The organism is Pseudoxanthomonas japonensis, from assembly GCF_010093445.1.
Lineage (GTDB): Bacteria > Pseudomonadota > Gammaproteobacteria > Xanthomonadales > Xanthomonadaceae > Pseudoxanthomonas_A > Pseudoxanthomonas_A japonensis.
Genome location: NZ_PDWW01000003.1, coordinates 111,489 through 135,092, shown reverse-complemented (window position 1 = coordinate 135,092; position 23,604 = coordinate 111,489). Strand labels below are relative to the sequence as shown.

General features: G+C 67.0%; 12 protein-coding genes and 1 tRNA gene. All 13 read right to left on the bottom strand.

The annotated features are described in order from the left end of the window. Nucleotides 1-13: 13 nt before the first annotated feature. The 13 genes from CSC78_RS03930 to nuoL all read right to left on the bottom strand — a co-directional run bounded on the left by CSC78_RS03930 (nucleotide 14) and on the right by nuoL (nucleotide 23,599). On the bottom strand, nucleotides 14-7,321 hold the full coding sequence (locus CSC78_RS03930) for a DUF7507 domain-containing protein (protein ID WP_162336600.1): 7,308 nt from the start codon (nucleotides 7,319-7,321) through the stop codon (nucleotides 14-16). 242 nt (nucleotides 7,322-7,563) lie between these two features. After that, entirely contained in the window at nucleotides 7,564-8,238 is a 675-nt protein-coding gene (locus CSC78_RS03925) for a DUF3617 domain-containing protein (RefSeq protein WP_162336599.1), read from the bottom strand. A 566-nt stretch (nucleotides 8,239-8,804) separates the two neighbouring features. Further along, entirely contained in the window at nucleotides 8,805-10,913 is a 2,109-nt protein-coding gene (gene pnp, locus CSC78_RS03920; RefSeq protein WP_162336598.1) for a polyribonucleotide nucleotidyltransferase, read from the bottom strand. Between the two features lie 184 nt (nucleotides 10,914-11,097). Beyond that, complete coding sequence (rpsO, locus tag CSC78_RS03915) at nucleotides 11,098-11,358, bottom strand: 30S ribosomal protein S15 (RefSeq protein WP_162336597.1); 261 nt, start codon at nucleotides 11,356-11,358, stop codon at nucleotides 11,098-11,100. A 150-nt stretch (nucleotides 11,359-11,508) separates the two neighbouring features. Then, nucleotides 11,509-12,459: a tRNA pseudouridine(55) synthase TruB gene (truB, locus tag CSC78_RS03910; RefSeq protein WP_162336596.1), complete on the bottom strand. Its 951-nt coding sequence runs from the start codon at nucleotides 12,457-12,459 to the stop codon at nucleotides 11,509-11,511. A gap of 135 nt (nucleotides 12,460-12,594) precedes the next feature. After that, entirely contained in the window at nucleotides 12,595-12,966 is a 372-nt protein-coding gene (gene rbfA, locus CSC78_RS03905) for a 30S ribosome-binding factor RbfA (protein WP_162336595.1), read from the bottom strand. A 110-nt stretch (nucleotides 12,967-13,076) separates the two neighbouring features. Continuing rightward, nucleotides 13,077-15,725 (bottom strand): translation initiation factor IF-2, encoded by a 2,649-nt coding sequence (gene infB / locus CSC78_RS03900; RefSeq protein WP_162336594.1) that lies wholly within the window; start codon nucleotides 15,723-15,725, stop codon nucleotides 13,077-13,079. A gap of 107 nt (nucleotides 15,726-15,832) precedes the next feature. Continuing rightward, nucleotides 15,833-17,344 (bottom strand): transcription termination factor NusA, encoded by a 1,512-nt coding sequence (gene nusA, locus CSC78_RS03895; protein WP_162336593.1) that lies wholly within the window; start codon nucleotides 17,342-17,344, stop codon nucleotides 15,833-15,835. Nucleotides 17,345-17,348: 4 nt separating this feature from the next. Beyond that, nucleotides 17,349-17,963 (bottom strand): ribosome maturation factor RimP, encoded by a 615-nt coding sequence (gene rimP, locus CSC78_RS03890; protein WP_162336592.1) that lies wholly within the window; start codon nucleotides 17,961-17,963, stop codon nucleotides 17,349-17,351. Nucleotides 17,964-18,128: 165 nt separating this feature from the next. After that, nucleotides 18,129-18,205 (bottom strand) — tRNA-Met (locus tag CSC78_RS03885). A gap of 128 nt (nucleotides 18,206-18,333) precedes the next feature. Next, complete coding sequence (nuoN, locus tag CSC78_RS03880) at nucleotides 18,334-19,797, bottom strand: NADH-quinone oxidoreductase subunit NuoN (protein WP_162336591.1); 1,464 nt, start codon at nucleotides 19,795-19,797, stop codon at nucleotides 18,334-18,336. A gap of 9 nt (nucleotides 19,798-19,806) precedes the next feature. After that, nucleotides 19,807-21,318 (bottom strand): NADH-quinone oxidoreductase subunit M, encoded by a 1,512-nt coding sequence (locus CSC78_RS03875; RefSeq protein WP_162336590.1) that lies wholly within the window; start codon nucleotides 21,316-21,318, stop codon nucleotides 19,807-19,809. A gap of 58 nt (nucleotides 21,319-21,376) precedes the next feature. Then, nucleotides 21,377-23,599, bottom strand: coding sequence for an NADH-quinone oxidoreductase subunit L (gene nuoL, locus CSC78_RS03870; RefSeq protein WP_162336589.1), 2,223 nt, complete (start codon nucleotides 23,597-23,599; stop codon nucleotides 21,377-21,379). Between the last annotated feature and the right edge of the window lie 5 nt (nucleotides 23,600-23,604).

Here is a 23,604-nt window from a genome sequence, read left to right as displayed (position 1 = left end):
ATGACCCGCCCCCTCATTTCCGTGCGCCGTTCGGCGCGACCGGGTCGTTTTCGATTTCCACCCGCAACGTGGCGCGGGCCGATGCACCGAGGCGTCCGGCGAGGGCGTCGAACACCGCCTTCGCACGTCGCATTCCCAGTGCGCTGTTGTAGGCATGCGAGCCGCGCCGGTCGGCATGGCCGACGATGACGACGTTGCCTCCACCCTGCCGTTCGAGTGCCGCGGCCATCGCATCCAGCAGCGGAGCGAACTCCGCCCGGATCGTCGCCTTGTCGGTGTCGAACAGCAGCGTGCCGAGCAACGCATCGCCCCCGCGCACACCGGCCACCAGCGATGCCGGTTCCCCGGTGCGGGCGCGGACACTGACGGTCAGCGCCTTGGTGGCCGGACCGTCGAGCTGTGCCAGCAGGGCATCCTTGAGCGCGTTGGCGCGATCGAATGCGAGGCCTTCGTTGTCGCCATCGGCCTGGATCACCACCTCACCGCCCTGGTGCTCGCACACCTTGGCGGCCATGGCGGTGACCAGCGGCTGGTACCGCGGGGGCAGCGCAGCGCTGCCGGGTGCGAACTGCACCTCGCCCAACTCGAGTTCCAGCTGTTCGCTGCCACCTTCGATCACCTGCTCGGGCAGCACCACGCCCCAGTCGAAGCGCACCGGCACGCCCGGCGTGACACGGCGCAGCAGCGGGTTGTCGGTGGTCATGCGGGTACCGGCCGGCAGCGTGGACGGATCCACCTTCAGCACGACGTTGCGTCCCCGTTCCCACGCGCCACCGGACAGACCGGCCAGGTGGTAGCGGCCGAACTGGTCGGTCTCGATCAGCAGGCCTTCCACCGTGGCGATGCGCACGCCCGGCACACCGCGTTCTTCGATACCGGCGTTGCCGATGACGTAGTCGACGACATGACCGCCCTCGCCCTGCGCGACCCTGCGCTCCACGGTCGGCATCGCCGCCGTGAGGCCCTTGGCGGCTTCGCCCGTGGTCTCCAGCGAGGTCACGCCGTTGCGGTCCATCCGCACCGTCACGCCCTGGTCGTTGGTCAGCACGAAGTCGTCGGTGAACGACAGCTCGCGCAACGCCTGGCGGATCACGACCTGACGGCCCTGCACCGGGTCGGCCTCCGACTGGCGTCCTGCCATCGCGCCGACCTCGAGGCCGTGCAGCAGCGGTGCGCTGGCGTCTGCCTGCGGTTGCGGACCCGTACCGCGGTCCAGCGTCGTCGAACCGGCGACATAGACCTCCGGAGCGAAACCACCCTGCACGCGGATACCGCTCAGCGCCGCGCCATCCTGCCAGCCATCGCCGTCGCGGTCGTTGAAGACCGTGCCGAACACCAGGCTGTCGTCCACCATCGCGTCGGCCACCAGCATCACTTCGGCGGTCGCCACGTTCGACAGCAGTTCACCGGACGACGACACCGCCTGCGCCTGGTTGACCTGCGTGCCGGCACGCGCGCCGGCACCCACCCGCATCATGTACACCAGTCGTGCCGTGCCGCCGACCGGGATGTCCAGGCCTTCGAAACGCACAGGATGCTCGCCGGACACGGTGGCGGCGTTGTCGCCATCGCTGACCGTCAGCGAACCTTCCACGTAGCTGAGACCGGCCGCCGGCGTATCGATGATGCTGCCGTTCGACAGCGCACCGTCACCCAGGTTTTCGACCGTCACGGTGTAGCGCACCAGATCGCCGGTCTGCACGTCGCGCACGCCTGCGGTCTTGGTCACGCGCAGCAGCGCTTCGCCACTGACCACCACGACGGCATCGGCCGTATCGCAGTTGGTCGGGTTCAACACTTCGCACAGGGTGTACGGATAGCGATACGTCCCGGGCGGCGTGCCCGCGGCGATCGTCACCGTGCCGTCCGGATTCATCACCAGTCCCGCGTGCGGCGAACCGCCCGGCACCAGCGTGACCTGGCCGATCTGCGCGGGACCGCCACCCAGGGTGTCGTTGCCCAGCACGCTGGGCAAGGTGCCGCCCGTGCCGCTGCGGATCGGGACGAACGTGTCTTCCTCTGCATTGATCGTCGTGGCCACCACGGTCAGCGACACCACCGCGTCGTCGCAGTTGTCCGGATTCAGCGTCTCGCAGATGCGGTAGCCGATGGTGTACGTCCCGGCAGGCGTTCCCGCCGGGACGCTCACCACGCCCGACGCCGGATCCATCACCGGAACCGGACCGCCGTTGATGGAGGTGGCCGGCGTCGTCACCGTGCCGGTGATACGCGACGGGTCCACCGCCACGCCGTTGATCACGTCGTTGTCGTAGGCGTTGCCGGCCGACGGGTTGCCACGGGCGCCGTCGACGGGCGCCAGGACATCGTCCACCGCATTCACCACCGGCAGGATGGCCGTGTCGACGCTGCTGGAGGGCGTGCTCACGCCTGGCGGCGTGGTGCCGCCCGGCGGCGTCGGCGGCTGGCCTGCGGCGGTGGCGCTGTTGCGCACCTGGCCGGCCAGCACATCGTCAGGCGTCACGTTGTAGGTCGCGTTCGCCACGACCTTCTCACCCGGCTGCAGCTGCCCGGCCACGCCCGGCCACGCATAGGTCAGCGGACTCAGGCCGGCCAGCGCGTCGGTCACTGACACGTTGGTCAGCACCACGTTGCCGGTGTTTTCCACATCGAACTGGTAGGCGATCGTGCTGCCCGCACGGTACGGACCGGTCGAGGTCACCGACTTCAGCAGCGTCATGGCCGGCAGCTGTTCGGTCGCCGAGTCCACCGTGCTCGGCGGACTGGTGATCGTCGGCGGCGTCGGGCCACCCGGCGGGGTCGGCGGCTGGCCGGTCACCGTCGCCGTGTTGCGCACGTTGCCGACCGCCACTTCCGCGGCCGTCACGGTATGCACGCCCGTGCAAGTGGTGTCCACACCCGGCTGCAGCGTGGTCGACGCACACACGGCCGGTGCATCCAGCTGCGTGTCGTTCACCACGATGCCGCTGAGCACCACGTTGCCGGTGTTGGTCACCAGGAACTGGTAGGCGATCACGCTGCCCGTGTTGTAGGGACCGGTCGACGTGACCGACTTCACCACCGTCATCGCCGGCAGCTGCTCGGTCGCCGTGTCCACCGCGCTCGGCGGACTGGTCACCGTCGGCGGCGTCGGGCCGCCCGGCGGGGTCGGCGGCTGGCCGGTGGCCGTCGCACTGTTGTGCACGTTGCCCACCGCCACTTCGGCCGCCGTCACGGTGTGCATCCCCGTGCAGGTCGTGCTTGCCGCGGGCGCCAACGTCGTCGCCGCACAGACCGCCGCCGCATCCAGCAGCGCGTCGTTCACCACCACGCCCGTCAGGTTCACGTTACCGGTGTTGGTCACCACGAAGGTGTAGGTGATCACGCTGCCCACGCCATACGGACCGGTCGAGGTGACCGACTTGACGAGGCCCAGCGCGGGATTCTGCGCAGTCGCCGTGTCCACGCTGCTCGGCGGACTGGTGATGGGCGTGGGCGGCGTACCACCCGCGGGGGTCGGCGGCTGGCCGGTCACCGTCGCGCTGTTGTGCACATGGCCCGCGGCCACCTCGGCCGCGGTCACCGTATGCACGCCGGTGCAGGTCGTGCTGGCGCCCGGTGCCAGCGTCGTCGCCGGACACGTGGCCGGTCCATCCAGCAGCGCGTCGTTCACGACGACGCCGCTCAGCGTCACGTCACCGGTATTGGTCACCACGAACTGGTAGGCGATCACGCTGCCCAGGCCGTACGGACCGCTCGAGGTCACCGACTTCACGACGGTCATCGCGGGCGCCTGCGCGGTCGCGGTATCCACGACGCTCGGCGGACTGGTCACCGCCGGCGGCGTCGGACCGCCCGGCGGCGTCGGCGGCTGGCCGGTCACCGTCGCACTGTTGTGCACGTTGCCCACCGCCACTTCGGCGGCGATCACCGTGTGCACGCCGGTGCAGGTCGTGCTGGCACCCGGTGCCAGCGTCGTCACCGGACACGTGGCCGGCGCATCCAGCTGCGCGTCGTTCACCACGACGCCCGTCAGGGCCACGTTGCCGGTGTTGGTCACGATGAACTGGTAGGCGATCGCGCTGCCTACGCCGTACGGACCGGTCGAGGTCACCGACTTCACCAGCGTCATCGACGCAAGCTGCGCGTCGATCGTCGTGGTGACGGGCGGACTGGTGCAGCCCGCCGTACAGGCAGGATCGCCACCGCCGGTCACGCTGGCCGTGTTGTTCGCGTTGCCTGCCGTCACGGGCGTGACGTTGATCGTGATCGTCGCCTGTTCGCCGGTCTGCAGGTCCGCCAGGGCCACGGTGCAGCTCACGTCCTGCCCAACGATCGTGCAGTTCGGCGTGGCGCTGTTGACCACCACGCTGGCCGGCACCGTATCGGTCACGACAGCGTCGGCCGTCGCATCCGCATTGCCGCTGTTGGTCACGGTGATGGTGTAGTCGAACGGGACCCCGGTGACGGCCGTTGCCGGTCCGCTCTTGGCGATGTCCAGGGCGGGCGCATTGATCGTCGTGGTCACGGCCTGGCTGTCGCAGCCGGTGACGCAATCCGGATCGCCACCACCGGTCACGCTGGCCGTGTTGCTCACGCTGGTGCCCGCGGCCGCCGTCGGCGTCACGCGGATCACGTAGCTCACCGTATTGCCCGGCGCCGCATTCGAAAGCCCGGACGCGATCGTGCACTCCACGGTCTGGCTGCCCGACGGATTCGTCACGCAGCCGGCCGGCAGCGTACCGATGGTCAGTCCCGCCGGCACCACGTCGGTGACCGTCGCGATCACCGACGTCGCCGCCGTGCCGCTGTTCGTCACGGTGAAGGTGTAGTCGTACGGCACGCCGATCACGGCGGTCGCCGGGCCGCTCTTGACGATGTCCAGGCTGGAGGCGACCACCGGTGTATCCACCGGCGTGCTGACGCAACTGCCTGCGCTCGCACAGGCGGGATCGCCGCCGCCGGTCACGCTGGCTGTGTTCGATACCGTCGTGTTGTTGATGGCGCCCTGCGGCGTGACCGGAATCACGAAGCTCACCGCATTGCCGGGCGCCACGTTCGACAGACCCGCGGCGATGGTGCATTCCACGGTCTGGCTGCCCGACGGATTGGTCGCGCAGTTCGCGGGCAAGGTGCCGATCGTCAAGCCGGCCGGCACCACGTCCGTCACCGTCGCCGGCGCCGACGTCGCCGCCGCACCGGTATTGGTCACCGTGATCGTGTAGTCGAACGGCACACCGATGGCGATCGTCGCCGGCGCCACGACCGATGCGGTCTTGGCGATCTCCAGCCTCGGCTGGCTGACGAACGCCACGTGGAACGCGCAGTCCTGCGTCACGGGCGTCACGTCGTAGGTGTACACGCCACCGGTGGGGCCGCTCAATGTGGCCTGGCAGGTGTTGGCGCCGCCCGGCGTGGTGATGACCGGAATGTGGCCAGGCGTGGTCGGCGTGAAGGTATAGCTGGTGCCCTGCCCGTCTTCCACGACCTGGGGCGATGATGTGTTCAGCGTGCCGCCCGTGACGCTCGGCGTCACGATCCAGACCGTCGCGAACTCGGCCGTGACCTCCAGGTCCTGCGTGCCCATCCGCACGTAGCATTCGTTGCCCGTGATCGTGGTGCAGCCGCCGGTCCAGCCCTTGAAGATGGAACCGTTGTCGGCCACCGCGGTCAGGTAGGCCTCCTGGCCTTCACCCAGATTCTCCGAACTGCAGGCCGACCTTGCGCCGCCGGACGGACACGCATAGATCGCGGGAATGGCGTTCAGGCGCCCGGAGCCCGCGCCGATCGTGTTGGCGGTGAGCAGGTGCTGCGCCGCGCTGACCGGTGTGCTGACGCCGTCGGTGTTGTTGGCCGAGACGCTGTCGGACATGCCGGCGGGCGGCGTGACGCTGACCACCGTCACGACCGGCGTACCCGCCGCCGTGGCCGTGATGCCGCTGACGGTATAGACCAGCGACTGGCCGACCGGCAGGTTGGCCGTCGCGGTGGAGATGGGGCCGGAACCGCTGCCGGTCGCGCCGCAGGTCGCCGTGCTCCCCGGGGCCGGCGCGCAACTCCAGCTCGCCGTGCCGCTCGTGCCGTTCAAGGTCTGGGCGATGGTCGCGCCAGTGGCATCGACCGGCCCGTTGTTGGTCACCGTGACCGTATAGGCCACCGCGCCGCCCACCAGATAGGACGGCACGCTGCCATTGCTGACGCTGACGCCCAGGTCGATCAGGGTCGTCGTCGCAGGCGAGATGGTCGTCTTGACGAGCGGGCCGATGAAGGGACTTACCGTGTTCGCGCGAACGTCGTAATCGCCGTTGTTGATGACGTTGTTCGGACCGGTCGTGGCCGCGCCGGCGGGCACGGTGAACGTCACCGGGAAGCTGCCACCGGCGCCCGCCACGAGGTCGCCCACGGGACAGTCGATGTAGTTGCCACGCGGTGCCGTGCCGGTGAACGGACCGGTGCACGTCGCCGGCCAGCTGCCAGGCACGAACGTCAGCGGCAGACCGTTCTCGGTGAACGGCGCAGCGAGTCGGACCGTCGAACCCAACGCGTAGACGCCGGAGTTGTTGACGTAGTGGTAGTTGTACGTGACCTGCTCGCCGGGCTTGGTGGTGGATGGACCGATGGCAGCGACACTGAGACCCGGCATCTTGGAACCGAACACGTCCATGTAGACCTGGGCGGTGTGATCGGCGGCGCCAGCAGAACAGTTGGCCACATAGACTTTCAGCCGAATCTGGTCACCCACGTCGAGCCGGCCATTGCCGGGCGAGATATCGAAACCCTGCCAGTTGGTGAACTGGTAGTTGCCGAACGACTGCCAGGGAATGCCCGACTGGTTGGAATAGTTGAAGGTGTGGAAGAGCTGGGTGTTGCCCTTCGTCAGATTGATGACTTCGACGAAAAAGAACGGCTGCTGGCCAGCGGTATGGTTGGGATTGTTGAGAACGGGGGCCATCGCGAAGCGCAGATGGACCTTGCCGTCGACCGGGTCGACGTCGCTCAACACCATGGTCGCTTCCTGCTCCATCGAGTAGGCGGCACGGGCGCCGTTGCCACCGAGCTGGGAGGATGCCGTGCCGGAGAACGGATAACGGACACCATCGACGCCTGTGTTGGCCGCAGTGCCTGCGGTGGTGAGGATGCGGACGTTGCCGCCAAACGCAGTATTGACTGTATTGGTACTGGCAATGGTCTCTTGCACGGCACCCAGCGTCAGCTGGCTGCTGTTGGTCGGCGGCACGGTCGTCAGCGCGCTGCTCGATCGGGTGTAGCGCTCCAGCTTCCACTCGGAGAAGTTCTGCGCCTCGAATCCACCGTTCTTGATCTGCGCATGCACCGTCGGGGCGAACAACGCCAGCAGCGCCATCAAAGCGAACGCAGCGAAGACGCCGCTCCTGCCTTTCCGTCGATCGGTCTTCCCGATCCGTCGTCCCCGTAGTACCGCGGCAATCTGCATGATCCGTCCCGTCCTGAAGGCAAAAAGGTTAGAAAGCGACGCGTGCGAAACCCGCGCGGCTTGTGCATGAAGTGGTGGGCATGGCGTCACGCCCGGATGGCGGCTCGGACGGCGCAGTGCATTGCGCGGCCCGTCCACGGCGCTGAGGCCGCTCAATGCGCGTGCCCGCTTGCGCGGCGCGCGTCGTCGACCGGATTCACCGTGATGCCGTTCGGCAGCACCATGTCGCCGGCGCGCTGGCCGGCCTTGCAGCGGCCGAGCCAACGCCCCTCGAATGGGACGTGGTCCGTGTTGTTCGACGGAGAACCCGGCTGCTGGATGCGGTAGGTGCCGCTGTAGCGCGTTTGCATGTCGCCACGCAGCGTCAGTCGCATATCGACGCGCTGGCCATGCGACCGGCAGACAGTGCCGACATCGTGGCCGCCGCGTGCGGCGTTCTTGCTCACGGTGATCCGCTCGCATCCTTCCCGCGCGGGAAGCAGGAACAGGGGGACGACGCGCTCTGCGTTCGCATCGGTGCAATGCAGGACGGTCATCGCAGGTTGCACGCGGCCGCCAGCACCCGAAGGAGCGTGGGCCTGTAGCGTCACTTCCCACAGGCCAGGCTTGCGCACCGGCAAGTCTTTGTAGGGATCGGCGTCGACGCCGGACGCCCAGGCCAGCGCAGGCAGCAGCGCCAGCAACAGCATCGGAACGAGCCGCCATCGTCCATCGACGGCATGAAGGGTGTTCGCCGCGCGCAAAAAGCCGGCCATGGCGCGCGAAAGCGCGCCTGTTGTCGAATCCATCGATGTCCCCAGGGTTCCCGAAAACCCGTTCGTTGCCATCGCCCGCAGACCGCCGGACGAATCCCCATGACCTACGTCCGCCGGCGCATTCCCCCGAAGGAATCCACTACTTGCCGGCGCGGACGTCTGCCTCGCTGGAGCGACGCGGCGCAGTCCGCCGCACGTCTCCTGCCTTCTCGTGTTCCATTATCGGCGATGAGACCGAAAACTGAAATATGAATTTCGCGGAATCGATCAGGCGCATGACGCGATGCAAGTCCGGTGCCACCAAGGAGAAGCTTCTCCCGCAGGCGTGGGAGACATCGCATGCGGCGCGCCGGAAAGGCGTCCACCAAAGGCTGGAGGCGCAGCGATGCCTCCCGCATCGCCATCATCGGATCCCGTGGCAGTCACGCAATGCGCCGGCGGTGTGCGCGGGCTTTCTGCCGCCCATGTCGGAAAACCGGCGCGCGCGGCCACGCCACGGACAGATGCCGCGACGCGTCGCCGTCGCAGGTAGAACGGACGCGTGCGGACGCGATCAGACGCAATGCGTCACCAAGTGCCGCAAAAGAAAAAGCGGGCCGAAGCCCGCTTTTCCGTAACACGTCGCGATGTCGTGCGGCTTACTCGGCCGACACGCCCTCGCCTTCTTCCACGGCCTTGATCGACAGGCGGATGCGGCCCTGCTTGTCGACTTCAAGCACCTTGACCTTGACCACGTCTCCTTCCTTCAGTGCGTCGCTGACCTTCTCGACGCGGTCGTTGGAGATCTGCGACACGTGCACCAGGCCGTCCTTGCCCGGCAGGATGGTGACGAACGCACCGAAGTCCATGATCTTGGCGACCTTGCCTTCGTAGATGCGGCCCGGCTCGACGTCGGACGTGATCTGCTCGATGCGGGCCTTGGCGGCCTGGCCGGCGGCGCCGTTCACCGACGCGATGGTGATGGTGCCGTCGTCCTGGATGTCGATCTGCGTGCCGGTTTCCTTGGTGATCGCCTGGATCACCGAACCGCCCTTGCCGATCACTTCACGGATCTTGTCGGGGTGGATCTTGATGGTGATCAGGCGCGGCGCGAACTCGCTCAGCTCCTGGCGCGGTGCGGTCATCGCATGGGCCATCTCGCCCAGGATGTGCAGTCGGCCGGCCTTCGCCTGCGTCAGCGCCTGCTTCATGATCTCTTCGGTGATGCCTTCGATCTTGATGTCCATCTGCAGCGCGGACACGCCGTTGGCGGTACCGGCCACCTTGAAGTCCATGTCGCCCAGGTGGTCTTCGTCACCCAGGATGTCGCTCAGCACGACGAAGTCGTTGCCTTCCTTCACCAGGCCCATCGCGATGCCGGCCACCGGCGCCTTGATCGGCACGCCGGCATCCATCAGCGCCAGCGAGCTGCCGCAGACGGAGGCCATGGAGGACGAACCATTCGACTCGGTGATTTCGGAGACCACGCGGATGGTGTACGGGAATTCTTCCATCGTCGGCATCACGGCGAGCACGCCGCGCTTGGCGAGGCGGCCGTGGCCGATCTCGCGACGCTTCGGGCCCATCATGCGGCCGGCTTCGCCCACCGAGAACGGGGGGAAGTTGTAATGGAACAGGAAGTGGTCCTTCCACTCGCCGCCAACGGCGTCGATCACCTGGCCGTCGCGGGCGGTGCCGAGGGTGACGGCGACGATCGCCTGCGTCTCACCACGGGTGAACAGCGAGGAGCCGTGTACGCGCGGCAGCACGCTGACCTTCGAGGAGATCGGGCGGACGGTGTCCAGCGCACGGCCGTCGATGCGGACCTTGGTGGCCAGCACGGAACCGCGCATGGTCTGGTATTCCAGCTCGCCGAATTCCTTCGACAGCGCGCCGGTGGCCCAGCCTTCCGATTCCGCACGGCCGGCCAGCTGCGCCAGCACGTCCTTCTTGATCGCCGAGATGGCGTCGCGGCGCTGCAGCTTGTCGCGCACCTGGAAGGCGCCGTCGAGCTGCGTGCCCACGGCTTCCTTCAGCGCGGAGACCAGCGCTTCGTTCTTGGCCGGGGCGGACCAGTCCCAGTTCTTGGTGCCGGCTTCGACGACCAGCTCGTTGATGATGTGGATGACCTTCTGCATTTCGCGATGGCCGAACATCACCGCACCCAGCATCACGTCTTCCGACAGCTCGGCGGCTTCGGATTCGACCATCAGCACGGCATTCGAGGTACCGGCGACGACGAGCTCCAGCTTGGAGTCCTTCAGTTCGCTGACGGTCGGATTCAACACGTACTCGCCGTTGATGTAGCCGACCTTGGCGGCACCGATCGGGCCGTTGAACGGCGCACCGGTCAGGGCGACGGCGGCGGAGGCGCCGATCAGCGCCGGGATGTCGCCGTCGATTTCCGGGTTCAGCGACATCACCGTGGCGATGACCTGCACTTCATTGCGGAATTCTTCCGGGAACAGCGGACGCAGCGGGCGATCGATCAGGCGGGAGATCAGCGTCTCCTTCTCGGTCGCGCGACCTTCGCGCTTGAAGAAGCCACCGGGGATGCGGCCGCCGGCGTAGAACTTCTCCTGGTAGTCGACCGTCAGCGGGAAGAAGTCCTGGCCTTCGCGGGCCGACTTCGCCGCCACGGCGGTGACCAGCAGTACGGTGTCGTCGAACTTGACGACGACGGCGCCGCCGGCCTGACGGGCGATTTCGCCGGTTTCCAGGGTGACCTGGTGCTTGCCGTACTGGAAGGTTTTGGTGATTTTTGCCACGGGGGTTTCCTTGGGATGCCTTGTGCGGGTTGGACCTCACGCGACCCTTGTCGCGTGTGGCTGGCCGGATGCGTCCGGCCGGTGATGCTGTGTGGGGCGGGCCCGATGCGGCCAGCGGATGCAGCGCATTCCGTTCCCTGAAATGCAAACCGCGGCGCATCTCTGCGCCGCGGTCGGGGGTATATCAGCGACGCAGACCGAGCTTTTCGATCAGGGTCTTGTAGCGCTCGTTGTCTTTCTTCTTGAGGTAATCAAGCAGGCTGCGGCGGCGGTTGACCAGCTGCAGCAGACCACGACGGCTGTGGTGATCCTTCTTGTGGGTCTTGAAGTGGCCGCTCAGGTGCTCGATGCGGGCGGTCAGCAGGGCGACCTGCACTTCCGGGGAGCCTGTGTCGTTGGCGCCACGGGCGTTGTCGGCAATCACTTTCTGGGTATCGACGGACATGGTTTCTCTCTGTTGGATGCGTGGCCTGCAGGAACGCGGGCTGTCCTCCGCGCGCACCGCCTGGCTCGCCGTTGATGAAGCTGGGAAATGTAAATCACCGGTGAAAACCGGCGGCGTAGTGTAGCCCCGGGGGCCTTGTGAAACAAGGTTTTATTGATCCTGCCCGGCCCTGGTGGCAGTGCCGGCGACCGCCCATGCGAACAGTCGCTGCGGCGACAGCGTGCCGTCGGCATCGACCGTGCCCAGCCCCAGGACACGGTCTTCCGGCCCATGGATGGCCACCGGACCATCGCTGGGGGGGTAGCCACGCAGCCGCTGGCCCTGCGCCAGCCGGCGCCCGCCGGCGGCATCGACGTCGACACGCGGGAAGCCCATCAGGCCGGCCTCGACGGGCAGCAGGCAGGCGTCGAGGGCCGCCTCGCCGCCTTGTTCAGCGATCGCCTGCAGCGCTTCCAGGGTGTACATGCGGGGCTGCCTGAACGGGTCGACCCAGAGCCGCCGCAGTGCCCCCACGTGGGCGCCGCATCCCAGCGCTTCGCCGAGGTCGCGGACCAGGCTGCGCACATAGGTGCCGGACCCGCATTCCACCCGCAACGACAGGCGGTCGGAGGCGATCTCCAGGATCTCGATGCCGTGGACCTCGACCTCGCGCTCGGGCGCCTCGATGACGTCGCCGCGGCGAGCCTTGGTGTAGAGCGGTTCCCCACCCTGCTTCAGGGCCGAGTAGATCGGCGCCCGCTGGCGGATGCGGCCTGTCAGCGGCGCCAGCGCAGCCTCGACCGTGGCGACGTCCAGCGACGGCACAGGCCGCTCACGCAGCGGCGCGCCGTCGGCGTCGTCGGTATCGGTGGTGGTGCCCAGCACGGCAACCGTGTCGTAGGCCTTGCGCGAGCCCAGCAGCAGGCCGGCGATCTTGGTGGCCTCGCCGAAGCACAGCGGCAGCAGGCCGGTGGCGAGCGGATCGAGGCTGCCGGTATGCCCGCCCTTCTCTGCGCGGAACAGGCGACGTGCGACCTGCAGGGCGCCGTTGGAGCTCATGCCCTGCGGCTTGTCCAGCAGCAGCAGGCCGTGCAGCGGGCGGAATTGGATGCGTCCTGCCATACACAGTCCAGGTCAGTTGGCGTGGCGGGGGGTCGCCGCATCGTAGCGTCGAGCTTGCTCGACTGCTTGCGAAGTAGGCATCCGGGCACCGGAGCGGAGAGCAGCGGAGCAAGCTCCGCTCTACGGCATGACGTATCAGGTTTCGTCGTCGGACCCGGGGACCGGCGGGTTGTCGCGCAGCAGGGTTTCGATGCGCTCGCCACGGTCGACGGAGTCGTCGTAATGGAAATGCAGTTCGGGAACGTGGCGCATCTTCACGCGGCGCGCCAGTTCCATGCGCAGGCCCCAGGCCAGTTCCTTCAGGCCCTTCACCGCCTCGGCGGAACGTTCCTGCATCAGCGCGGTGACGAACACCTTCGCATGCGCCATGTCGCGGGTGACTTCCACGTCGGACACGCTGACCGACGGCAGGCCGTGCTCGCGCACGGCCTCGTGCACCAGCGTGCCCAACTCGCGACGGAGCTGGGCGGAAACGCGGTCGGTGCGATGGAACGACTTGGTGGGCACGTGATGGGTGATTCGCTATTCGTGGTTCGTAGAAAACGGGGCCGGGACTGGGAGGACTCGTGATCCGCTGCTGCGAATCACGAATCACCACTCCCGAATCATGCGAACCCTTACAGGGTTCGCTGGACTTCGATGCGCTCGAAGCACTCGATCTGGTCGCCCGGCTGCACGTCGTTGTACGCCTTCACGCCGATGCCGCACTCGGTGCCGTTGCGCACTTCGTCGACGTTCTCCTTGAAGCGGCGCAGCGACTCCAGTTCGCCCTCGAACACCACGGTGCTCGCGCGCAGCACGCGGATCGGCTTGTTCCGCTTGACCGTGCCTTCGACCACCATGCAGCCCGCGACCGCGCCGAACTTGGAGCTGCGGAACACGTCGCGCACTTCGGCGATGCCGATGATCTCTTCGCGGATCTCCACGCCCAGCAGGCCGGAGGCCACCTGCTTCACCTGGTCGATCACGTCGTAGATGATCGAGAAGTAGCGCAGGTCCACGCCGTTGGCTTCGATGATGCGACGCGCGGAGGCGTCGGCACGCACGTTGAAGCCGATGACGGTGGCCTTGGAGGTGACCGCGGAGTTGGCATCGGACTCGGTGATGCCGCCCACGCCGGAGCTGATGATGTTGATGCGGATCGATTCGTTGGACAGCGCGACCAGCGAATGGCGCAGCGCTTCGACAGAACCCTGCACGTCGGCCTTGACGATCAGGTTGAGGCTGAGCTGGCCTTCGCCCTTGCCCAGCTGCGCCATGATGTCTTCCATGCGGCTGCCGGCGGACTGCACCAGGCGCGACTCGCGGCGCTTGGCGTCGCGCTGCTGCGCCACGTCCTTGGCCAGCCGCTCGTCCGCGACCACGACGAAGTCGTCGCCCGCTTCCGGTACGCCGGACAGGCCCAGGACCTGCACGGGAATGGACGGGCCGGCCGACGGCGGCTGGTTGCCGGTCTCGTCGAACAGCGCCCGCACGCGGCCGTACTGGATGCCGCAGACCAGGTAATCGCCCTTCTTCAGGGTGCCCTGCTGCACCAGCACCGTCGCGACCGGGCCGCGGCCCTTGTCCAGCGAGGATTCGATGACCACGCCGCTGGCACGACCATCTTCCACGGCCTTCAGTTCCAGCAGTTCGGCCTGGATGGAGATGGCGTCCAGCAGGTTGTCCACGCCCTGGCCCGTCTTGGCCGAGATCTCGACCATCTGGGTGTCGCCGCCGAAGTCTTCGGCGACCACTTCCTCGGCCAGCAGCTCGTTCTTCACGCGCAGCGGGTCGGCGTCGGACTTGTCGATCTTGTTCACCGCCACGATCAGCGGCACCTTGGCCGCCTTCGCATGCTGGATGGCTTCGCGCGTCTGCGGCATGACGCCGTCGTCCGCGGCCACGACCAGCACCACGATGTCGGTCAGCTTGGCGCCACGGGCACGCATCGCGGTGAACGCGGCGTGGCCCGGGGTATCGAGGAAGCTGATGACGCCCTTCGGCGTTTCCACGTGGTACGCGCCGATGTGCTGGGTGATGCCGCCGGCTTCGCCGCTGGCGATCTTGGTGCGGCGGATGTAGTCCAGCAGCGAGGTCTTGCCGTGGTCGACGTGGCCCATGATGGTGACGACGGGCGGACGCGCGACCTTGTCGCCCTGCTGCTCCTCCGAATGCGCCAGCAGTTCGTTCTCGACGTCGTTGGCGTCGGCGCGCACGGCCTTGTGGCCGAGCTCTTCGGTGATCAGCGCGGCGGTGTCGTGGTCGATGGTCTGGGTGATGGTGGCCATCACGCCCATCTTGAACAGCGCCTTCACCACGTCGCCGCCCTTCAGCGCGAGCTTCTGCGCCAGGTCGGCCACGGTGATGGTCTCGCCGATCGCCACTTCGCGCACGATCGGCGCGGTCGGGCGTTCGAAACCGTGCGCACCGCCGCCACCGCGGCTCTGCTCATGGCGGCGCGGCGGCTTCGGCTTGCCACGCGACGCGCCGCGACGGGCGCGATCGGCCGCGGAAAGGTGCAGCTGGCCGGCGAAGCGGCTGGTGTTGTCGTCGTCCTCGACGCCGGCGACCATCGCGTGCGAGCCGCGGGTCTTGTGCTTGGCCGCGGCGGCATTGTTGCGGTCGTCGGTGCGCGGCGGATCCTTGCGCACGACCAGCTTGGGCACGTGGTGGCCCTGCGTGGCCGGCTTGGCCGGACGCGCGGTCTCGTCGCCATCGACGGCGACGGCACCGGCGGCGAGCGCGGCGGCTTCGGCATCGGCCTGCGCGCGCGCAGCTTCGGCCTCGGCGCGGGCGGCGGCTTCTTCCTGGCGGCGACGCTCGAGCTCTTCGGCGCGCTTGGCGTCTTCCTGCGCCAGGCGCTGCTGTTCGTCGAGGTTGCGCTGGCGGGATTCCTCCAGCTTGCGCAGGATCTCGGCGCGCTCGGGATCGGCTTCGTTCTGCCAGTTGGTGGCGACCGACTCTGCGTCGGTCGGCTTGGTGTAGGTGCGCTTCTGGCGCACTTCCACGTTCACCGTGGTCTTGCTGCGGCCGGCCGCGACGGTGACTTCCTGCACCTTGCGACGGTTCAGCGTGATCTTCTTGGGCGCAGCCTCATCCGTCGCGGCATCGCTCTTGCCGTGCGAGCGCTTGAGGAAGCCGAGCAGCTTCACTTTTTCCATGCTGGTCACGACCTGGTCGGGACCGCTGAAGCTCATGCCGGCTTCGGACAGTTGCTCCAGGAGTTTCTCGACCGGCGTGTTGACCAGTTCAGCGAGCTTGCGGATGGTGGTTTGCTGCGACATTCGGATCCTAGGTTTTGTGTTTCGCCCCCCCGGCGGTGGAGGGGCAACCCTGTTGGAAGGGGGGAATTCTAAGCCCTGCGGACACCAGGGCGGTGTTCATGGACGGCTCATGCGCCGCGTTCCAGACGAGCGATCTCCTCGGCGCGGGCGGCCAGGATCAGCGCCGCGGCACGACCCTCGTCCAGGCCCTCGATGCCGAACTCGACCACTTCGTCGGCGGCCAGGTCGGACAGGTCCTCGCTGGTGCGGACGCCGTGCGAGGCCAGCGCGAACGCGGTTTCCTCGTCCATGCCTTCCAGCGCCAGCAGGTCCTCGGCCGGGTGGTCGTCTTCCAGGCCCTCTTCCTCGGCCAGCGCCTCGTTCAGCAGGGCGTCGCGGGCGCGCGAGCGCAGCTCCTCGACGATGTCCTCGTCGAAGCCCTCGACGGCCAGCAGTTCGCCGACCGGGACATAGGCGATTTCCTCGACCGTGCTGAAGCCCTCGGCGACCAGGATGGCAGCGATTTCCTCGTCCACTTCCAGCTTGTCCATGAACAGCTGGCGGGCGACGGCCTGTTCGGCCTCGCTCTTGGCCTGCACCTGGTCGGCGGTCATGACGTTGAGCTGCCAGCCGGTCAGGCGGCTGGCCAGGCGCACGTTCTGGCCGCCCTTGCCGATCGCCTGCGCCAGGCGGTCTTCCGCCACGGCCAGGTCCATGGAGTGCTTCTCTTCATCGACGATGATCGACTGCACTTCCGCCGGCGCCATCGCGTTGATGACGAAGGTGGCCGGGTTGTCGTTCCACAGCACGATGTCCACGCGCTCGCCGTTGAGCTCGTTGCTCACGGCCTGCACGCGCGAACCGCGCATGCCGATGCAGGCGCCGATGGGGTCGGTGCGGGTGTCGTGCGCCAGCACCGCGATCTTGGCGCGGTCGCCCGGATCGCGTGCGCAGGCCTTGATCTCGACCAGGCCCTGGCCCACTTCCGGCACTTCCAGCTTGAACAGCTCGATCATGAATTCCGGGGCGGCGCGGCTGATGAACAGCTGCGGGCCACGCGGTTCGTAGCGCACGTCGAACAGATAGCCGCGGACGCGGTCGCCGGCGCGCAGCACGTCGCGCGGAATGCCCTTGTCCTTCGGGATGAAGGCCTCGGCGTTGCCGCCCAGGTCCACGTAGATGTTGCCGCGCTCGGCACGCTTGACCACGCCGGTGACCAGTTCGCCCACGCGGTCCTTCCAGGCGTCGACCACCTGCGCGCGCTCGGCCTCGCGGACGCGCTGCACGATGACCTGCTTGGCGGCCTGCGCGGCAATGCGGCCGAAATCGGGGTTCTCGATCTTCTCTTCGATCCAGTCGCCCACTTCGGCGCCTTCCGCTTCGTCCTCGGCATCCATCAGGCGGATCTGGCGGTCGGGCGACTCCATCACCACGTCGTCGGCCACCACTTCCCAGCGGCGGAACGTCTCGTAGCTGCCATCCTTGTGGTCGATGGTGACGCGCACCTGCACGTCCTGGTCCAGGTAGCGCTTCTTGGCGGCGGACGCCAGGGCGGCTTCGATGGCATCGAAGATGACTTCGCGCGGCACGCCCTTCTCGTTGGCCACCGCATCCACGACCAGCAACAGTTCCTTACTCATTCGATCACTCCGCGCGCGGCTTGCGGGCCGCCGGTTGGTTGGGTTTTTTCTTGGCTTGTTTGGCAGGGGTGCGCTTGGCGTCCGCTGCCTTCTTGGCGCCGGCCTTGCGGCCACCACCGGGTTTCTCTGGCGCCAGGCCGAGGGCGGCCCAGTCCGGGACCAGTCGTCCCTTGTCGATATTGTCGAACGCCACCGTCATCTCGGCGTCGTCCACGGTGAAGACGATGTTGTCGCCTTCGATACGGCTGATCGTGCCCTGCAGGCGGCGACGACGGTCCTGCGGCAGCTTCAGCACGACCTTGGCCGACTCGCCGACGAAGCGCGCGTAGTGCGCCAGTTGGAACAGCGGGCGGTCCACGCCCGGCGAGGACACTTCCAGCGTGTAATTGCCGGAGATCGGGTCCTCGACGTCCAACTGCGCCGACACTTCACGGCTGACTGCTTCGCAGTCTTCGATGTTGACGTGGCGCGTGGCGCGCTCGGCCTCCCGCACGTCGATGTACAGGCGCACGGTCGCGCCGCCGGGTGCCGGCAGGTATTCGATGCCGAGCAACTCAACGCCCAGTGCCTGGACGGTGGGTGCCAGCAGGTTGGCGATGTCGTTGGCCTTGTCGCTCACGGATTCGCTGCCGATGGTTCGTGGTTCTGCATGTCGCTGAAACAAACAAGGGGCCCGATGGGCCCCTTGTCCGATACGCTGGATGTCGGTGCAACGACGGGAACATGCGTCGTTGCGTGCCCAGGCTTTTCGTCGGTCGCCGGTATCGGCGACCTCGGATAAACATGGTAGCGGGGGCAGGATTTGAACCTGCGACCTTCGGGTTATGAGCCCGACGAGCTGCCAGACTGCTCCACCCCGCAGCAGAAGCGAAATTATGATGAATACGCCGGTGCATTGCAAGCCTTGTCATGCACCAACTTGAAACATCGCGTTCATCACGCGTGCCGGCGGTCCCTCGCCGACGGAACATCCGGGACTGATCCAGCCCTCAGCCCGCGAAAGCGAGCTTGCACCACGCCATGATCGGGTTCCAGGCGATGCCCAGCGCCAGCAGGGCCAGCGCATTGACGCCGAACACCATCGGCACCACGCGGTCGGCGCGCGGCGGCGGGACTTCGCCCACCGGCTCGTCGAAGTACATCACCTTGATGACGCGCAGGTAGTAGAACGCGCCAATCACCGCGCACAGCACGCCGACGATGGCCAGCCACAGGAAACCGCCATTGACCGCCGCGCCCAGCACGACCAGCTTGGCCCAGAAGCCCAGGAACGGCGGCACACCGGCCAGCGACGCCATCACGCACAGCACCAGGCCGGCCTGCCAGGGATTGCGCGCGTTCAGGCCCTTGAAGTCGTCGATCCTGTCGGCTTCGAACCCCTGCCGCGACAGCACAATGATCGCGCCGAACGCTGCCGCGGACATGATCGCGTAACTGATCGCATAGAACAGCGCCGCCGAGTAGCCCACTTCACCGCCGCCGGCGAAGCCGACCAGCAGGAAGCCGACATGCGAGACGGTCGAGTACGCCAGCATGCGCTTGAGGTTGGTCTGGGCGATGGCGATGACGTTTCCGATCACCAGCGACGCGGCAGCCAGGCCGGCCAGCAGCCACTGCCATTGCGCCGCGGCCGGGCCCAGGCCGTCCTGCAGCAGACGGAACGCCATGCCGAAGGCAGCCAGTTTCGGTGCCGCACTGATGAACAGCGTCACGGGCGTCGGGGCGCCGTGGTAGACGTCCGGCAGCCACATGTGGAACGGCGCCGCACCCAGCTTGAAGGCGACGCCTGCCACCATGAACACCACGCCCGTCAGCAGCAGCATGCGGGCATCGCTGCTGCCGCCCAGTGCCGCACCGGCGGCATCGAAGATCGCCGGCAGGTGCAGCGAGCCGGTCGCGCCGTACACCAGCGACATGCCGTAGAGCAGCAGGCCCGACGCGAGCGAGCCAAGCACGATGTACTTCATCGCCGCCTCGGTCGCCAGCCCATCGTCGCGGTTCAGCGCGACCAGCGCGTACGAGCACAGCGCCAGCAGTTCCAGGCCCAGGTAGACCATCACCAGGCTGCCGGCCGACACCATCATCATCATGCCGGCGGTGGCGAACATGACCAGCACCGGCGCCTCGCCCGGATACAGGTTGCGCTCGCGCAGGTACGGCCAGCCGTAGACCAGCGACAGCGCGCTGACCGCGACGATCACGACCTTGCTGACATCGGCCAGCGTGTCGCGCACGAACATGCCGCTGAACACGGCGCCCTGCCCGCCCACGCCCGTTGCCAGCATCCACACGACGGCGGCCATGACGACCAGCGCGATGCCGTGGGTGATGAAGCGGCGGGAATTGTCGAGGAACAGGTCCAGCATCAGCAGCGCGAACGCGCCCCCGATCAGGGTCAGTTCGGGCAGCAGCGGCTGCAGGTCGGCGGCGGAGATGGGCATCGGCGTCGTCATGGTTCTTCCTTACAGCTTGCTGTTGGCGAGCTGCATCGCCAGTTGCGCGATCGACGGTTCCATCAGGTCGGTCAGCGGCTTGGGATACACGCCCAGCGCCAGCACGCACACGGCGAAGCCGCCGAGCACCACCGCTTCGCGCAAGGACACGTCCTGCAGCTCGGCCACGTGCGCGTTGGCCACGTCGCCGAGGATCACGCGCTTGACCAGCCACAGCGTGTAGGCCGCGCCGATCACCAGCGTGGTCGCGGCGAAGAAGGCGATCAGCGGATGCTGCTGGAAACTGGCCAGGATGACCATGAACTCGCCGACGAAACCGCTGGTGCCCGGCAGGCCGGAGTTGGCCATGCCGAACAGGATGAAGAAGGCGCCGAACCACGGCATCGTGTTGATGACGCCGCCGTAGTCCTTGATCATGCGGGTGTGCATGCGGTCGTAGAGCACGCCGACGCAGGTGAACATCGCGCCCGAGATGAAGCCGTGGCTGATCATCTGCACCATCGCGCCCTGCAGGCCGAGGCGCGCACCATCCAGGTTGCCGTAATCACGCACCAGGCTGAAGGCGATGAAGATGCCCAGCGTGACGAAGCCCATGTGCGAGACCGACGAATAGGCGATCAGCTTCTTCATGTCGTCCTGCACCAGCGCCACCAGGCCCACGTAGACCACGGCGATCAGCGACAGCACGATGACGAACATGGCCCACTCGTGGCCGGCGTCCGGCACGATCGGCAGGCTGAAGCGCAGCAGGCCGTAGCCGCCGATCTTCAACGCGATCGCGGCCAGGATCACCGAGCCAGCGGTCGGCGCCTCGACGTGCGCATCCGGCAGCCAGGTGTGCACCGGGAACATCGGGATCTTGACCGCGAAGGCGATCAGGAACGCGAAGAACAGCCAGGTCTGTTCCTTGGCGTTCAACGGCAGCGTGTACAGGTCGGCCAGCTGGAAGCTGCCGCCCTTGATGTACAGGTACACCAGGCCGACCAGCATCAGCACCGAGCCGAGGAACGTGTACAGGAAGAACTTCAGCGAGGCATAGATGCGACGCGGACCGCCCCAGACACCGATGATCAGGAACATCGGGATCAGCATCGCCTCGAAGAACACGTAGAACAGCACCGCATCGCTGGCGGCGAAGATGCCGTTGGTCAGGCCTTCCAGGATCAGGAACGCGGCCACGTACTGCGCCACGCGCTTGTTCACCGAACCCCACGCGCCGGCCAGCGTCAGCACGGTGATCAGCGTGTTGAGCAGCAGCAGCGCCACCGCGATGCCGTCCGCGCCCAGGTTGTAGTGGATGTCGAAGCTCGGGATCCAGGCGCGGGTTTCGACGAACTGGAGACCCGGATTCGCGTAGTCGAAGCCGGTCAGCAGGCCGATGCTGAAGACGAACGTCAGCACGGCGACCGCCAGGCCCAGCCAGCGGGCCGCGTCGGCGCGGGCGTTGCCCACGGCGAGCACCAGCGCGCCACCCAGGATGGGCAGCCAGATCAGAACACTAAGCAGGGGCCAGTTCGACACGTTGTGTTATCCGTTGAGTTCTTCGCCAGGACGCTCCGCACGGGGCGGCGTCAGGTCGCTACTGCCAAAACTTGATGACGACGCCCAGCAGCAGGATCAGGCCGACGATCATCGCGAACGCGTAGTGGTACAGGTAACCGGACTGGGTCTTGCGCAGCAGCTGCGCGCCCAGGTCGACCAGCTTCGCCGTGCCGTTCACCGCCGCGCCGTCGATCACGTACGTGTCGAAGGCGCGCGAGGCCTTGCCCAGCTTTACGCCGCCGCCGGCAAACCCGTTGATCCACAGATGGTCGGCCCAGTACTTCTTGTCCAGGATGTTGGTCAGGAAGGCGCCGACGGTGCTGCGACGCATCTTGCCCGGCAGCTCCGGCTTGAACAGATACAGGAACGTGGCCAGCAGGAAACCGCCCAGCGCCAGCCAGAACGGCGGCATCTGCATGCCGTGGATCGCATAGCCGACCGGCCCGTGCCAGAACTCCTCCTTCAACGCCATCACGGTATCGCGAGGCGACAGCGCCACACTCGGGTCGACACGCAGGAAATCGATCGCGCCCAGGAAGAACGGCGTCGCCTCGTGGTGTCCCCTCCAGTCCGTACCGAACAGCATCGGGCCGATGGTGAAGAAGCCGATGAAGATCGATGGTATGGCGAGCAGCACCAGCGGCACCGTCACCACCCACGGCGACTCGTGCGGCACATGCGCGCCGTGATGCCCGTGGTCGTCATGCGCCGCATCATGGTGCGCGTCATGGCCGTGACCATGATCGTCGGCATGGGCGTCGCGGAAGCGCTCCTTGCCGTGGAACGTCAGGTACAACAGGCGGAAGCTGTAGAAACTGGTGACGAATACGCCGAGCAACACCGCCCAGTAACCGTAGGTGGCGATCCACTCGCTCGGCCCCTGGATGTTCTGCGCCGCCATCACGCCCATCTCGCCAACTTCCCTGCCCACCTCGTGCGCGACGTGCTGGTGGTGCTTGGCGGCCTCGATGATGGTGTCCTTCGAGTAGAAGCCCGAGAAGAACGGCGTGCCGACCAGCGCCAGCGTGCCGATCAGGCTGGTGATCCAGGTGATCGGCATGTACTTGCGCAGGCCACCCATCTTCCGCATGTCCTGCTCGTGGTGCATGCCGATGATGACCGAGCCGGCTGCCAGGAACAGCAGCGCCTTGAAGAACGCATGCGTCATCAGGTGGAACACGGCCGCCGAGTACGCCGACACGCCCAGCGCCACTGTCATGTAGCCCAGCTGGGACAGCGTGGAGTACGCGACCACGCGCTTGATGTCGTTCTGCACGATGCCGATCAGGCCGGTGAACAGCGCGGTGGTCGCGCCGATGAACAGCACGAAATCCAGCGCGGTCTGCGACAGCTCGAACAGCGGCGACATGCGCGCCACCATGAAGATGCCGGCCGTCACCATGGTCGCGGCGTGGATCAGGGCCGAGATGGGCGTGGGACCTTCCATCGAGTCCGGCAGCCACACGTGCAGCGGCACCTGCGCCGACTTGCCCATCGCACCGATGAACAGGCAGATGCAGGTCAACGTGGCCATCGACCAGATCATCGGCTCGTCGAGCACCTGGAAGGTGCTGCCGAACAGGGTGACCGCGCCCGACCAGACCGGGATGGCCTTGCCCGCCAACAGCGAGGCATTGGCGAACACGGTGGCGTAGTCCAGCGTGCCAAACATCAGCAGCACGCAGCCGATGCCGAGCAGGAAGCCGAAATCGCCCACGCGGTTGACCAGGAACGCCTTCATGTTGGCGAAGATCGCCGTGGGGCGCTTGAACCAGAAACCGATCAGCAGGTACGAGACCAGGCCCACCGCTTCCCAGCCGAAGAACAGCTGCAGGAAGTTGTTGCTCATCACCAGCATCAGCATGCTGAAGGTGAACAGCGAGATGTAGCTGAAGAAGCGCTGGTAACCCGGATCCTCGGCCATGTAGCCGATGGTGTACAGGTGGACCAGCAGCGACACGAAGGTCACCACGACCATCATCATCGCCGTCAGCTTGTCGATCATGAAACCGACGTGGCCGCTGATACTGCCCACTTCGAAGAAGGTGTACAGGTTCTCGTTGAACGGCGATGCACCCACGGCCACCAGCTGGTACAGCACCCAGCACGACAGCGCGCAGCTGGTCGCCACGCCCAGGATCGTCGCCGTGTGGGCGCCGGCGCGACCGACAAAGCGGCCGAACAGGCCGGCGATGATGCTGCCCAGCAGCGGCGCCAGCACGATGGCCAGCAGCACGTTCTTGGAGAGGAGGACTTCCATACCGG